Source organism: Microvirga rosea, assembly GCF_020595095.1.
Lineage (GTDB): Bacteria > Pseudomonadota > Alphaproteobacteria > Rhizobiales > Beijerinckiaceae > Microvirga > Microvirga rosea.
In genome coordinates this window covers 144467-158712 of sequence record NZ_JAJDOP010000005.1, presented here as the reverse complement: position 1 = coordinate 158712, position 14246 = coordinate 144467, and the positions used below count along the sequence as shown (strand labels likewise).

Sequence of the window (14246 nt, the reverse complement as noted above, 5' to 3'; positions counted from 1 at the left end):
CCAGAGGTTCATATTCTCAGGTGCCTGCACCGAGTCCTATGGTCGAACCGGCTCTGGCCACTAGTTTTCCTGACGGGAGGGCCTAAACAATATGACGTCTTACGAGCCGCTGTCGCTGCACGTTCCCGAGCCTGCCGTCCGGCCAGGGGGAACCCCAGACTTTTCCAATGTGAAGATCCCCAAAGCAGGAGCTGTTCCGCGGCCGGAAGTCGATGCCGACCCGGAGAGCATCCGTGATCTAGCCTATTCGATCATTCGCGTGCTCAATCGCAACGGGGAGGCGGTCGGGCCATGGGCCGGCCTTCTCAGCGACGAAGAGTTGCTCGCGGGGATGCGGCATATGATGACCCTGCGCGCCTTCGATGCCCGCATGCTGATGGCGCAGCGCCAGGGAAAAACCTCGTTCTATATGCAGCATCTCGGCGAAGAGGCGATTAGTTGCGCCTTTAGGATGGCGCTCTCGCCAGGCGACATGAACTTTCCGACCTACCGTCAGGCCGGCCTTCTCATCGCGGGCGGCTATTCGATGGTCGACATGATGTGCCAAGTCTACTCGAACGCGCGCGACCCCCTCAAGGGGCGGCAGCTTCCGATCATGTATTCCGCCAAGGATCATGGCTTTTTCACCATCTCTGGCAATCTCGCGACGCAGTTTGTCCAGGCCGTCGGATGGGCCATGGCGTCGGCGATCAAGAACGACACGAAGATCGCCGCCGCATGGATCGGGGACGGCTCGACGGCGGAGTCGGATTTTCATGCGGCCCTCGTCTTTGCGTCGACCTATAAGGCGCCGGTCATCCTCAATATCGTGAACAATCAGTGGGCCATATCGACGTTCCAGGGGATTGCCCGCGGCGGATCGGGAACGTTCGCGGCTCGCGGCCTGGGTTTCGGCCTCCCGTCTCTTCGGGTGGACGGAAACGATTATCTCGCGGTTTACGCGGTTGCAAAATGGGCCGCGGAACGCGCCCGCCGCAACCTTGGTCCGACATTGATCGAGTATGTCACCTACCGGGTTGGAGCCCATTCCACCTCGGACGATCCTTCCGCCTATCGTCCGAAGACGGAGTCGGATGCTTGGCCTCTCGGCGACCCGGTCATCCGGTTGAAGAACCACTTGATCGGACGAGGCGTCTGGTCGGAGGAGCGGCACAAGCAGGCCGAGGCTGAGATTCTCGAGTCGGTCATCGCCGCTCAGAAGGAAGCGGAGAGTTATGGAACCCTGCATGCGGGCGGTAAGCCTTCCGCGCGAGAGATGTTCGAGGGTGTCTATGCCGAGATGCCGCCGCATCTGCGCAAGCAGCGGCAGCAGGCGGGAGTTTGACCATGGCGAAAATGACGATGGTCGAAGCGATCCGCGACGCGATAGACGTGATGATGGGACGTGACGACAGTGTTGTCGTGTTCGGTGAGGATGTCGGATATTTCGGCGGCGTCTTCCGCACCACGCAAGGACTCCAGCAGAAATACGGAAAGACGCGGTGTTTCGATACGCCGATCAGCGAGGCCGGAATTGTCGGAACGGCGATCGGGATGGCCGCCTACGGGCTCAAGCCCTGCGTCGAAATCCAGTTCGCCGACTACATGTATCCTGCCTATGACCAGATCGTCTCCGAAGCGGCTCGCCTGAGATACCGTTCGAACGGCCAGTTCACTTGTCCGATGGTCGTGCGCATGCCGACTGGCGGCGGCATCTTTGGAGGGCAGACACACAGTCAAAGCCCTGAAGCCCTGTTCACGCATGTTTCGGGACTTAAGACCGTGGTTCCCTCGAATCCTTATGACGCAAAGGGTCTCCTGATTGCAGCGCTCGAGGATCCCGATCCGGTGATTTTCCTGGAGCCGAAGCGCCTTTATAACGGTCCCTTCGACGGCCACCACGATCGTCCGGTTACGCCATGGTCGAAGCATGATCTGAGCGAAGTGCCGAATGGCTACTTTACAGTCCCATTGGGCAAGGCAACGGTTGTCCGGGAAGGGGCTGCCGTGACCGTCCTGACTTATGGGACCATGGTCTACGTGGCTCAGGCCGCGGCAGCCGAGATGAGCATCGACGCGGAGATCATCGACCTGAGAACCCTTCTGCCCCTCGATATGGAAACGATCGTGGCGTCCGTCCGCAAGACCGGCCGGTGCGTGGTTGTGCACGAAGCCACTCTGACGTCCGGGTTCGGCGCTGAACTCGCAGCGCTCGTTCAAGAAGCATGCTTCTTCCATCTCGAGGCGCCGATTGCGCGGGTGACCGGATGGGACACACCTTATCCGCACGCGCAGGAATGGGACTACTTCCCCGGGCCGTCCCGGGTCGGGCGTGCTCTTGTCGACGTGATGGAGGGCTGAAGATGGGTGAGCATATCATCAAGATGCCTGATGTCGGCGAGGGCATCGCTGAAGCCGAACTCGTGGAGTGGCACGTCAAGGTCGGCGATCTCGTGCGCGAGGATACACTTCTTGCCGCAGTGATGACCGACAAGGCGACCGTCGAGATTCCGTCCCCTGTGGAAGGGAGGATTCTATGGCTTGGGGCCGACATCGGCGATGTGGTGGCGATCGGCTCTCCGATCATCCGCCTGGAGGTGGAGGGGGAGGGTAATGCTCAACCCGTCTCGTCCCGGGAAGCCAAGTCAGCAGACGCGAATGGCGGTGTTCCCTCCGCAACGCCGATCCCTCAATCTGCTCCTCGATCGCCAGAGGCCTCAACTTCTCCCGTCCTCCAACGCGAGGTTCCGGCGCCCACCGCTCCCGTGGCGCCTCATCCGACGAGAGAGCGCACCCTTTCCCCTTCTCTTCGAAGCGAAGGGGAAAGCCCCTTGGCGTCGCCAGCGGTTCGGCTGCGCGCAAAGGAAGCGGGCGTGGATTTGCGGCAAGTGCCGGGCTCCGGGCCGGCGGGCCGAATAACCCATGACGATCTCGACGACTTCATGACCCATGGCCGACGAGCGCCGGCGGGGCGGGGCCTTGCCCCCAACACATCCGTTCACGACATCAAGGTCGTCGGCCTTCGGCGTAAAATCGCCGAGAAAATGGCGCTGTCGAAATCGCGCATTCCCCACATCACCTATGTCGAGGAAGTCGACGTCACCGCGCTGGAAGATCTGCGAAGCGTTCTCAATCAGCAGAAGCGTGCGGAACAGCCCAAACTGACCATCCTCCCGTTCCTGATGCGGGCGATGGTCAAGGCTGTTGCTGAGCAGCCGAACCTGAATGCTCTCTTCGACGACGAGGCAGGTGTCGTTCACCAGCATGGGGGCGTGCATATCGGGATCGCGGCACAGACGAGCGCAGGGCTCGTGGTGCCTGTGGTCAAGCACGCCGAGGCGCGTGATCTCTGGAGTTGCGGCGCCGAGGTCAACCGTCTGGCAGAAGCCGCGAAGGCAGGCACGGCCACCCGGGACGAACTCTCGGGCTCGACCATCACCATTACGTCCCTGGGGGCCATGGGGGGTGTCGCGACGACGCCGGTGATCAACTATCCCGAGGTTGCCATTGTGGGCGTCAACAAGATCATGGTGAGACCCGTCTGGGATGGATCATCCTTTGTCCCCCGGAAGATGATGAACCTGTCCTCAAGTTTCGATCATCGCGTGGTGGACGGTTGGGACGCAGCCGTTTTCGTCCAGCGTATCAAGACGCTCCTGGAAACCCCCGCGCTGATCTTCGTAGAAGGCTGACCCGATGAAGGACATTTCCTGCAAGTTGCTCGTCATCGGTGCCGGGCCGGGTGGCTATGTTTGCGCGATCCGGGCCGGACAGCTGGGTATCGACACGGTGATCGTCGAGGCTGGGAAGCCCGGTGGAACCTGCCTGAATATCGGATGCATTCCGTCCAAGGCTTTGATACATGCGGCCGAAGAGTATGAGAAGATCGCTCATTGGGCCGAGCATCAGAGCCCCCTTGGCATCGCGACCGCTAAACCTGTCCTCGACTTCGCCAAAACGGTCGCATGGAAGGATGGAATCGTAGGCCGGTTGAATGGCGGCGTTTCCGGACTTCTGAAGAAGGCCCACGTGAAGGTCGTTCAGGGATGGGCAAAATTCCGCGACGGCAAAACCGTTGAGGTCGAGACGGAAACCGGCCTGCAGGTGATCCGGGCCGAGAATGTGGTTATCGCGACGGGGTCGGCCCCGGTCATGCTTCCCACCTTGCCGTTCGGCGGCCCCGTGATTTCTTCCGCGGAAGCGCTCTCGTTGTCGGAGGTGCCTGATCGGCTCGTGGTCGTCGGTGGCGGCTATATTGGTCTTGAACTCGGAACGGCTTTCGCAAAGTTGGGCGCGAAGGTCACCGTCGTGGAAGCGCAGGCGCGGATTCTTCCCCAATACGACACGGAACTGACGCAACCGGTAGCAAAAAGGCTGCGCCAGCTTGGTGTGGAGGTCCTGACGGGGGCCGCGGCGGCCGGGCTCGATCAGGTGAATTCTGCCCTGGTGATAAAAACCTCCGAGAGCAAGGAAGCACGTCTTCCCGCCGATAAGATCCTCGTGACCGTCGGCAGAAGGCCGGTCACGGATGGTTGGGGTCTCGACCAACTTGTCCTCGACATGGATGGACGCTTCATCCGGATCGACGACAAGTGCCGAACCTCAATGCGGGGAATCTATGCTATCGGTGATGTGACCGGTGAACCCATGCTGGCTCATCGGGCGATGGCGCAGGGTGAGATGGTTGCCGAAATCGTCGCCGGTCATCCGCGATCCTGGGATAAACGGACAATTCCGGCCGTCTGCTTTACGGATCCCGAGATCGTGGCTGTCGGGATCGGACCGGACGAGGCACGGGAAAAGGGTGTCGAGACCAAGGTCGGGATTTTCCCCTTCTCGGCCAATGGACGCGCCATGACGAAGCTAGGCGAGCAGGGCTTCGTGCGCGTCGTAGCTCGTGCGGACAACCATCTGGTTCTTGGCGTGCAGGCCGTCGGGCAAGGCATCTCGGAGATGGCGGCTGCCTTCTCTCTGGCGATCGAGATGGGAGCGCGGCTGGAGGACATTGCCGGCACGATCCATGCCCATCCGACCCAGGGCGAGGGTTTTCAGGAGGCAGCTCTCAAGGCGCTCGGTCACGGCCTTCATATCTGAACGCGACGGCCTTGCGCGGGCAGGATCTCAACCTGCCCGCGACAGGATCAGCCCGCTGAAGATCAAGGCCGCTGCCAGCACTCTTTGCCAGGAGATCCCTTGGACCGGCAGTCCGAAGGCTCCGATGGCGTCCAGAAGCAAAGCGGCCGCCAATTGTCCGAAGACGAGTGCCGCGATCGTGCTGACGGCGCCCAGCTGCGGGACGCCCCAGATAACCACCGCAACGTAAAAGGCGCCGAGCAGGCCTCCGAGCCACGCCCACCACGGGGCCGCTGCGGCTGCGGATCCGGTCGGCCATGCTCCGCGGGCCAAGCTGGCGATGCACAGCACCAGGAAGCCGATGCCGAAAGAAATGCACGCGGCGAGCAGGGTATCTCCCATGGCGCGGGCGAGGGCGGCATTGACGGGTGCTTGCGCAGCCAGCATCACGCCGCCGGCAACGATGCCCAGAATCGGGAGCATGATGGACATGTTCATGAGGCTGTTTCCGTCGAGAGCGGCGTCCGACGCCTGGGAAGGGAGCTTTGGGGCATTCAGTAGTGAGGCGGCGGCGGCTCCGACCCGCGAGGAGTACCGGCCCTTTCTTCGGCCTCCCTAACCTGATCGACGAGATTCGCAAACTGACGAGTCAGGCTGTCGATCTGCTTCCATTGGGCGACAACGGCCTTGTTCAGGTCTTCGATGATACGATCCTGGTGGGCGATCCTTACCTCGAGCGCATCGATACGGGCCTGTGGGTCATTGATATCACTCATCGTCAGCCCTTTCTGCGAGTGTTCCCATGGCGTCAGGGACTTCCGCCAGTCCGTGGCCCAGAGCGACACGTTCATCGAAGACAAAGCAGGAGCCGTTCCAGAGGCTCTCCTTCTCGGGAACTGCCTCCAAGTACTTCAGAATGCCCCCCTTGAGGTGGTAGACCTCCTCAAAACCCTCCGACAGCATGAAAGCGCTCGCCTTCTCGCAGCGGATTCCTCCGGTGCAGAACATGGCGATTTTCTTATGGGTTTTCGGATCGAGCCGACGCCGGACGAAGTCACGGAACTCACTGAAGCGTGCAATCTGGGGGTCGAGGGCGCCTTCAAATGTTCCCATCTCGACTTCGAATTGATTGCGGGTATCGAGCACCACCACATCGGGGTCATCGAGAAGGCTGTTCCAGTCCTGCGCCTCCACATAGGATCCGACCTGCCGGGTCGGATCGATCGAGGTGTCCCCGATCGTAACGATCTCTTTTTTAAGCCGAACCTTGAGACGCTGGAACGGCATCGCAACAGCGGTCGAGAATTTCAGCTCGAGATGATCGAGCCGCCCGCCGAAGAGGGAGCCATTGCGCAGCTCCTCGATGAAGGCGTCAATGGCGTCTCGTTCGCCCGCGATGGTGCCGTTGATTCCCTCGGGGGCGAGCAAAAGGGTCCCCTTGAGGCCCAGCCCCACGCAAAGCGCTTTCAAAGGCTCCTTGAGCTCCACATAGTCTTGGAGCGAGGCAAACTGATAAAGGGCTGCAACTTTGAAGGTCATCGGGGTGCTTTAACAGCCTCTGTGGGCTCAGAAAACCCATCGGGCCGTGTTAGCGGCGGATGGGCCTGGAAGCTTGGCCTCATGACCCAGGCCGAAACGTGCTTCAGGTGCGCCGTGTCACCGACAGGGGTTCCAGCTGCGTCATTCTCGCACAGGTCTTTAGCAAAGAAGATCGAGATCTGATAAGAGCTTCGGAAAATCTTCGGCTTAGTGACTTTGGAACTGCCGTTGCTTCGGTCAGGTCTTTTGTCGCGGGTTATGTTCATCGCTCCTTCATGATGATAGGTCTAGGTTCAGTGTGCTTCCATATATCGTTGAGGAAGTGGCGTCTCCGGTCATGATCCTGCTCTCCACCCTTGCTCTTGCGACAGTGTCGGCACAGGCGCAATCCGCGTATCTGGCAGCGTTCGACGTCGCGGGAGCCACAGAACGGAAGAGAGCTGAACGTTTCGGCCGACAGCTGGATCGTCTCTCATATCAGCTGGCCCACGGGTTCCTCCGCCATGTCCTGGCGCAAGAAGCCGGGTGCGACCCGGAGGAACTTAGGCTCTCCGTTTCGGCGAACGGCAAACCCATCTGCCCGGGTGGGCCGTTTTTCAATATGAGTCATACGGCCGATTGGATTGCGGTAGCCGTATCCTCGTCGAGGGATGTCGGGCTTGATGTTGAAGCTGTGGCTGCCACGGGAGCCCAGGTCCATCGGGTTCCCATGGCGGTCGCCGCGGAAGACGAGGGTGTGCTGCCTCTGCTGGACCGGCGGCGCGAACAGGCCGAGACAATGCTCTGGTCGATCAAGGAAGCCGCCCTGAAGCTCACCGGCGAGGTCATGACCGACCCGGGCCATATGGCGGTTCGGCGTCGCCGCGACGGGCTGTTTCACGTCAGTCCGTCAAGGGCCGCGAGGGCTCCCTTCCACGACGCGTTTGTTCGGCAGGTTCGGCTCGGTGACACGCACGTGCTTTCCCTGGCGACCTATGAGCCGGTTCCGGCCTCGCAAATCACCGTCTCCCCCGAATGCTGGCATGGTCCCCCCGGTCCCAATATCCAGGCGAGGGTTGAGCAGCGATCTCCATCCTTTCTTGATTTTCATCTTTAAGAACCGAAACATACTTCCATGTCCAATCTCCTTCGCGGCTCAGCTCGTCCCGAATTCCTGCGCGACGAGGTCCTCGCCGAAATTTTCGAGGCGACCGTTCAAAGCTCGCCCGAGCAGCTTGCTATCGTCGACGGTGATATCCGGCTGACCTATCGGGCTTTGCACGAACGAGCCGGTGCAATCGCCGGAGGCCTCGTTGCAGCTGGGATCGGGCCTGGAGATGTTCTGGGCCTCTGGTTCCCGCGCGGGTCCGATCTCTTGACCGCGCAGATCGCCATCACCATGGCGGGGGCTGCGTGGCTCCCCTTCGACGCCGAGGCTCCGGTGGAGCGCATTGGCGCCTGTCTTCAGGATGTCGGAGCCAAAGGGATCCTCGTCCTCGAGGGCTGGCAAGAGCGGGTCAAGTCCCTCGGGATTCCGGTCCATACGTCCAAGGCGCTGAGCGCGAAGGCCGCGGCACCGGTAACAGAGGTTCGCGCCTCCGGACTGACGGCCGATCACCCGGCCTACGTGATCTATACTTCCGGATCGACCGGGAAGCCCAAGGGCATCACCATCACGCACCGGAACATTTGTCACTTTTTGCGGGCTGCGAATGCGCTCTACGGCATCCATGGGAACGATATCGTTTTTCAGGGATGTTCGGCCGCCTTCGATCTCTCGATGGAAGAGATTTGGGTTCCCTACCTTGCCGGGGCATGCCTCTGGGTCGCACGTCAGGAACTGCTGAGCGACACGGAGGCTCTTGCCCGAGCCATGCGGGAGGCCGGGGTTTCCGTTATCGACACCGTTCCGACCCTGCTCGCCATGCTCGGCGATGATCTTCCCTCGCTCCGTCTGGTGATCCTCGGGGGCGAGGCTTGCCCGCCGGCTCTGGTGTCGCGCTTTGCCGTAAATGGCCGGCGTCTCTTCAATAGCTATGGGCCGACCGAGGCCACCGTCGTGGCCAGCATGGCCGAACTGAAGCCCGGCGATCCGGTAACCATCGGCCAGCCGATCCCGAACTATACCTGCTATGTCGTCGACGAGACGATGTCGCTCGTGCCGACAGGCACTCAGGGAGAACTCCTGATCGGTGGTCCCGGCATCGCAACAGGCTATGTCGGCCGGGCCGATTTGACGGCGGAAAAGTTCATTGCCAACCCGTTCCCGTCAGATGGGTCCGATCCGGTTCTCTACCGGTCTGGCGATGCGGTCAGCATCGATGAAAACGGGCGTATCGTCTTCCAGGGCCGTATCGACGACCAGGTGAAGATTCGCGGGTTCCGAGTCGAGCTTGGGGAGATCGAAAGCGTTCTGACGAGCTTTCCGGGCATCTCACAGGCCGCTGTAGTCCTGCGAGAGGACGATGGTCTGGATCGCCTCGTTGCCTTCCTCTTGCCTCAGCGCGGGATCGATCCTGATCCGACGCAGCTGCGTCTGGCGCTCCATGAGCGCCTCCCACCCTACATGGTGCCGGCGCATTTCGAGACGGTGACGGATCTGCCGCGCCTTGCGGCCTCCGGGAAGGTCGATCGCAAGGCGCTCAAGGTCCTGCCCCTGACTGCTCCCATCGTGGCCCTTGACCAGGATGAACCGGCGACCCCGACGGAAGAGGCTTTGCTCGCGGCGGCAAAGCGGGTTTTCCCCAATCAGGCCGTTCCGATGGAAGCCGATTTCTTCCTCGACCTCGGCGGTCATTCGTTGCTCGCGGCAAGGTTCGTGTCGTTCGTGCGAGAGAACGCGCGGCTGTCCTCGATCACCCTGCAGGACATTTATACCGGCCGATCTCTGCGCGAGATCGCGGCACGGCTCGACCTGCGCCTTTCCGATGAGAAGGCGGGCGCTGCCGTAGCAGGGTTCGAGCCGCCGCCGCCGCTGCTCCGACGAATCCTCTGCGGAATGGCACAGGCCGCAGCTCTTCCGTTCCTTCTCACACTGATGTCGGCACCCTGGTTGTGCATCTTCATCAGCTATTCTCTCATTACCGGTGACGATGCATCGTTCTTCCTTGATACGAGCTTGATCTTCGCTGCCTATATGATGGTGAACGTCGTCACGACATTTCTGGCAATCGCCGGCAAGTGGCTCATCATCGGCCGCGTCAAGCCCGGCCGGTACCCGTTGTGGGGTGTGTATTATTACCGCCTGTGGCTCGTTCAGCGTCTCCTGAGCCTGGTCCACATGAAATGGTTCCAGGGGTCACCTGCCATTCGGATCTATCTGCGTCTCCTCGGCGCCAAGATCGGCAAAGATGCGCTGATCGCGGAGATCGACGCCGGAGCGGTCGACCTTCTCACCATCGGTGATCACGCAAGCGTCGGTGGAAAGGTGACGATCTCCAATGCTCGCGTCGTGGGTCATGAGCTCATCATCGGTCCCGTGGAGATCGGCCAGGATGTTTCCATCGGCTCATCCTGCGTGATCGAAAATGATGTCGTCATCGGTGAGGGCGCGGAGCTCGCGGATCTGTCGGCACTCACCTCCGGCACCCGCGTCGGTGCCTGGGAGGCATGGCGCGGATCTCCAGGCAAGAAGGTGGCGGATCTCGACCCTGCTCATCTCCCGAAGCCTGCTGAAGCCAGCAAGGCACGTCGCTTGTCCCTGGCTGCTTTCTTCATTGCCATGCTGGTGATTGCGCCTCCGATCGCACTCGTGCCGATCGTCCCGGCCTTCCACCTGATGGAGAAGGTCGATGCCATCATCAACCCGATCATCGGTATCCACTATCTCTACTATATGCCGTTTCTGGCAATGCCAGCGGCCGCGATCATGATCTTCGCGACCGTGCTGCTGATCGCCGCCATTCGTTGGATCGTGCTTCCGCGGTTGCAGGCCGGAGTTTATTCCGTCTACAGCGGTCTTTATGCGCGTAAGTGGGTCGTCGGCTTGGCGACCGAAGTCATGCTCGATGTCCTGTCGTCCCTGTTTGCGACGGTCTACATGCGCGCATGGTATCGCCTCATGGGGGCAAAGATCGGAAAAGGCTCCGAGATTTCCACAAACCTTGCGGGGCGTTTCGATCTGATCGACCTCGGAGATCAGAACTTCATTGCCGATGACGTGGTGCTCGGAGATGAAGAGATGCGCCGCGGGTGGATGACCCTTGGAACGGTCAAGACGGGATCGCGCGTGTTCATCGGGAATGACGCGGTGGTTCCTCCGGGCTATGCCATCGCCAACGGTGCGCTGATCGGCGTGAAGTCAAAGCCGCCGGAGGGGGGCAACGTGGGGGCGGACGAGACGTGGTTCGGATCTCCGCCGATTCAACTTCCGGTCAGACAACGGTTCAACGCGTCCGTCACCGACACTTACGAGCCGCCGAAACGCCTCAAGATCATCCGGGCGCTGTTCGAGGGTTTCAACATAACCTTGCCGACGGCTCTGTTCATCACCTTTGCCACCATGGCGATGGAGGTTCTTGCGCCATCGGTCATTCAGGGGCAGTGGGGCACGGCTTTCATTCTCTGCGTGGTTGCCAGCGTCGTGATCGCCGTCGGTCAGCTCCTGACGGCTGCCGCGTACAAGTGGCTGTTGATGGGCGTGTACAAGCCCACGATGCGCCCCATGTGGTCTTGGTGGGCCCTGCGCACGGAGGCTGTCGCGGTCATGTATTGGGGCATGGCCGGAAAAGGCATCCTCGATCATTTCCGTGGAACGCCGTTCCTCCCTTGGGCTCTTCGCCTCTTTGGGACAAAGACCGGCAAGGGCATTTACATGGATACGACCGACATTACCGAGTTCGATTGCGTGACGATCGGTAGTTACTCGACGATCAATGCCAATGCGTGCCTTCAGACACACCTCTATGAAGATCGCCTCATGAAGGTCGGTTGCGTTCAGGTGGGAGAGGGCGTCACGGTCGGCTCAGGCTCCACCGTTCTTTATGACACGCAGCTTGGAGACTTTTCAAAGCTTGGTCCGCTCACGCTTGTCATGAAGGGCGAGTCCATTCCGGCTGGCGGTGAGTGGTGCGGGTCTCCGGCGCAAGTGCTGGCCCGCGGAGCCGACAGCAGAAGCGCGGTCGTTGAAAAAGAGATTGCCTGACGCTCTTCCGGCGGGCGCATGGAGAGATACAACGGCCTCTCGTGAAACGGAGCCCGGGCATTGGCTCGGCTATTTTCATGCCGAGCCGATGCGGCTAACCTGTTCCGGCGGCCTGGGGTTCGCCTGCAATGGCTTCTGAAGAAAATATCGATCCAGAAGGATTGAGTCCGGCCGTTTCTCCCAGCAAGCCTCGGATTCTCAAGGTGCTTGGGCCGGGACTCATCACCGGCGCCTCCGACGACGATCCCAGCGGGATCGCGACATACAGCCAGGCGGGCGCGCAGTTCGGCTACGGCTTGTCCTGGATGATGCTCTTTAGCTTTCCGCTCATGACGGCGGCGCAGATGATCAGCGCACGTATTGGCCGGACGACAGGTCATGGCATTGCCGGAGTTTTGCGACAGCACTATCCGAACTGGCTGCTCCAGACCATCGTCATGCTGCTGCTTGTCGCCAACACCATCAACCTGGGTGCTGACCTGGGCGCCATGGCGGATGCGGCCAACCTGTTGCTGCCCGGTCCGAAGCCGGCCTATATCCTCATCTTTGCGGGCGTGTGCATCTACATGCAGGTGTTCATGCAGTATGCGCGCTATGTCATGGTCCTGAAGTGGCTCACATTGGCGCTCTTTTCGTATTTCGCCACTCTTATCGCCATTCATGTGGATTGGAGCCGACTGGCTTTCGACCTGATCGTGCCTCAGATCATCTGGCGAACGGATTTCCTGACCACCATCGTCGCCGTTCTGGGTACGACGATCAGTCCATATCTGTTCTTTTGGCAATCGGCAGAGGAAGTCGAGGATCTCGCGGCTTACCCAAAACGGAAAGACCTGATCGATGCACCCGAGCAGGGTAGGGCAGCGCTGCATCGCATCGAGGTCGACACGATCGTCGGAATGGCCCTATCCAATCTGGTGGCCTTGGCGATTCTGGTGACAACGGCTGCCACTCTTCATTCACGCGGCATCTTCAGCATCGAGACATCGGCCCAGGCCGCCGAGGCCCTGGAGCCGATTGCGGGCCGTTTCGCTTTCTGGGTCTTTACGATTGGAATCGTCGGCACGGGTCTCCTGGCGGTTCCGGTGCTGGCGGGATCGGCCGCCTATGCGATCGGCGAAGCACGACGTTGGCCGATCGGCTTTTCCCGCCGGTGGCAGGAGGCAAAGGCTTTCTACGGGACAGTCGCCCTGGCAACGCTGGTCGGGATGGCGTTGAACTTCACCGCGATCAATCCCATCAGGGCATTGTTTTGGAGCGCAGTTCTTAACGGCATCATCGCTGTTCCCGTGATGGTGACGATGATGCTGGTTGCGTCACGGACCGATATTATGGGCCAGTTCGCCGTGAGAGGTTGGCTCGGTCGATGGGGATGGTTCTCGACCTTCGTCATGATGCTCGCGGTTGCCGGGATGGTCGTTACCTCATTCTAAAGTGGGCCCGGTTCAAGGCTCGTTCTTCTTGATGTTTCATCAAGAGGTCCATCTGAAGAGCGTGACCGAGACCCTGTTTCTTTGTCCGTCTTCGGGATCCTTAAAAAGCCCAGCCTTGTGCTTTTGAAACAAGGAAATCGCGGAAGACCTGCACCCGGGCGACCGACCGCATTTCTTCCGGATAAACCAGGTAGGTATCCAAAGACGGCATCTCGATATCACGCAGGATCTGAACGACGTTCGGCTTTCCCTCCATGGCATAGGCTGGCGCCATGCCGATTCCGGCCCCGAACTCGATCGCGTGCCTGAGGGCAAGGCTGTCGTTGACGACCAAATGCCTTGGGCGTGGATCCTTCGTGTCTCTTCCAAGGATCGCGAGTTGATGGACGGCAAGCACGAAAGGTGGCTGGTTGCCGCCCAGACACAGGATCCGATGATTGTCGAGGTCTTCGGGGGTCTTCGGCTCGCCAAAACGCTCAAGATAAGCCACCGATGCGTAGGCGTGATAATGTACCGTAAACAGGCGTCGCTGGATAAGATCGGGTTGCGCAGGCCGTCTCAGGCGAATGGCGACATCCGCTTCTCGCATCGCGAGATCGAGTTCTTCGTTGGTCACGATGAGCTGGATATGAACGTCCGGATAGAGCTCGATGAATTCCGAAACCCTTTGGGCCAACCATATCGCCCCGAGACCAACCGTGGCGGTAACCTTGAGATTTCCTGCCGGTAGTTCGCTGGTTTCCGTCAGCCTGCTGCGGGTGGTTTCCAGACGCAACAACATTTCCTGGGCGGCCTGAAAGAGCACATCCCCCTGTTCGGTCAGCAAGAGGCCCCGCGCATGGCGGTGGAAGAGCGGGACCTTAAGTTCCTGCTCAAGGGCGCTGATCTGGCGGCTAACCGATGACTGGTTGAGGCCGAGATGCTCTCCGGCACGCGTGAAGCTCCCCGCTTCAGCGACCTCGTAGAACAGCCTGATCTTGTCCCAATCCACGACGTTTCTTTAGCCTCTTTTTGTTCGGCGGCAGAAATGCTCAGAATGCATTCCTGGCCCCCTTTCAACCAGATGCAGGCCTTGATCGCAACCACACCTGCCTTCTAGG

The 14246-nt window shown here is 60.4% G+C and carries 11 protein-coding genes; 7 read left to right on the top strand and 4 right to left on the bottom strand.

The window, feature by feature from the left end:
• The first annotated feature begins 91 nt into the window (after positions 1-91).
• The 4 genes from LJD17_RS14660 to lpdA are packed head-to-tail and all read left to right on the top strand — an operon-like array spanning position 92 to position 5073.
• Complete coding sequence (locus LJD17_RS14660; RefSeq protein ID WP_227384929.1) at positions 92-1324, top strand: 3-methyl-2-oxobutanoate dehydrogenase (2-methylpropanoyl-transferring) subunit alpha; 1233 nt, start codon at positions 92-94, stop codon at positions 1322-1324.
• A 2-nt stretch (positions 1325-1326) separates the two neighbouring features.
• Positions 1327-2340 (top strand): alpha-ketoacid dehydrogenase subunit beta, encoded by a 1014-nt coding sequence (locus LJD17_RS14655; RefSeq protein WP_227384928.1) that lies wholly within the window; start codon positions 1327-1329, stop codon positions 2338-2340.
• Between the two features lie 2 nt (positions 2341-2342).
• A complete protein-coding gene (locus LJD17_RS14650; RefSeq protein ID WP_227384927.1) occupies positions 2343-3671 on the top strand; it encodes a dihydrolipoamide acetyltransferase family protein in 1329 nt (442 codons plus the stop codon).
• A 4-nt stretch (positions 3672-3675) separates the two neighbouring features.
• A complete protein-coding gene (gene lpdA / locus LJD17_RS14645; RefSeq protein ID WP_227384926.1) occupies positions 3676-5073 on the top strand; it encodes a dihydrolipoyl dehydrogenase in 1398 nt (465 codons plus the stop codon).
• Between the two features lie 27 nt (positions 5074-5100).
• On the opposite strand, the gene LJD17_RS14640 is transcribed toward lpdA, so the two are convergent.
• Genes LJD17_RS14640 through trhO form a run of 3 tightly spaced genes read right to left on the bottom strand, consistent with a single transcriptional unit; the run spans position 5101 to position 6591 of the window.
• Complete coding sequence (locus LJD17_RS14640) at positions 5101-5550, bottom strand: DMT family transporter (protein ID WP_227384925.1); 450 nt, start codon at positions 5548-5550, stop codon at positions 5101-5103.
• Between the two features lie 56 nt (positions 5551-5606).
• A complete protein-coding gene (locus LJD17_RS14635; protein ID WP_227384924.1) occupies positions 5607-5828 on the bottom strand; it encodes a SlyX family protein in 222 nt (73 codons plus the stop codon).
• Positions 5821-6591 (bottom strand): oxygen-dependent tRNA uridine(34) hydroxylase TrhO, encoded by a 771-nt coding sequence (gene trhO, locus LJD17_RS14630; protein WP_227384923.1) that lies wholly within the window; start codon positions 6589-6591, stop codon positions 5821-5823. The genes LJD17_RS14635 and trhO overlap by 8 nt, the downstream gene beginning before the upstream one ends.
• 337 nt (positions 6592-6928) lie before the next feature.
• On the opposite strand from trhO, the gene LJD17_RS14625 reads away from it, so the two are divergent.
• The 3 genes from LJD17_RS14625 to LJD17_RS14615 all read left to right on the top strand — a co-directional run bounded on the left by LJD17_RS14625 (position 6929) and on the right by LJD17_RS14615 (position 13146).
• Positions 6929-7687 (top strand): 4'-phosphopantetheinyl transferase family protein, encoded by a 759-nt coding sequence (locus tag LJD17_RS14625; RefSeq protein ID WP_227384922.1) that lies wholly within the window; start codon positions 6929-6931, stop codon positions 7685-7687.
• A gap of 18 nt (positions 7688-7705) precedes the next feature.
• On the top strand, positions 7706-11713 hold the full coding sequence (locus LJD17_RS14620; protein WP_227384921.1) for a Pls/PosA family non-ribosomal peptide synthetase: 4008 nt from the start codon (positions 7706-7708) through the stop codon (positions 11711-11713).
• A gap of 128 nt (positions 11714-11841) precedes the next feature.
• Positions 11842-13146 (top strand): NRAMP family divalent metal transporter, encoded by a 1305-nt coding sequence (locus LJD17_RS14615; RefSeq protein ID WP_227384920.1) that lies wholly within the window; start codon positions 11842-11844, stop codon positions 13144-13146.
• Between the two features lie 100 nt (positions 13147-13246).
• Here LJD17_RS14615 and LJD17_RS14610 read toward each other — a convergent pair whose 3' ends face one another.
• Entirely contained in the window at positions 13247-14137 is an 891-nt protein-coding gene (locus LJD17_RS14610; RefSeq protein WP_227384919.1) for a LysR family transcriptional regulator, read from the bottom strand.
• Positions 14138-14246 lie beyond the last annotated feature (109 nt).

Coding starts and splice junctions, on each gene's coding strand:
- LJD17_RS14660 (WP_227384929.1), top strand. CDS start 92: ATGACGTCTTACGAGCCGCTGTCGCTGCACGTTCCCGAGCCTGCCGTC.
- LJD17_RS14635 (WP_227384924.1), bottom strand. CDS start 5,828: ATGAGTGATATCAATGACCCACAGGCCCGTATCGATGCGCTCGAGGTA.
- LJD17_RS14640 (WP_227384925.1), bottom strand. CDS start 5,550: ATGAACATGTCCATCATGCTCCCGATTCTGGGCATCGTTGCCGGCGGC.
- LJD17_RS14655 (WP_227384928.1), top strand. CDS start 1,327: ATGGCGAAAATGACGATGGTCGAAGCGATCCGCGACGCGATAGACGTG.
- LJD17_RS14620 (WP_227384921.1), top strand. CDS start 7,706: ATGTCCAATCTCCTTCGCGGCTCAGCTCGTCCCGAATTCCTGCGCGAC.
- LJD17_RS14650 (WP_227384927.1), top strand. CDS start 2,343: ATGGGTGAGCATATCATCAAGATGCCTGATGTCGGCGAGGGCATCGCT.
- LJD17_RS14615 (WP_227384920.1), top strand. CDS start 11,842: ATGGCTTCTGAAGAAAATATCGATCCAGAAGGATTGAGTCCGGCCGTT.
- LJD17_RS14625 (WP_227384922.1), top strand. CDS start 6,929: ATGATCCTGCTCTCCACCCTTGCTCTTGCGACAGTGTCGGCACAGGCG.
- trhO (WP_227384923.1), bottom strand. CDS start 6,591: ATGACCTTCAAAGTTGCAGCCCTTTATCAGTTTGCCTCGCTCCAAGAC.
- lpdA (WP_227384926.1), top strand. CDS start 3,676: ATGAAGGACATTTCCTGCAAGTTGCTCGTCATCGGTGCCGGGCCGGGT.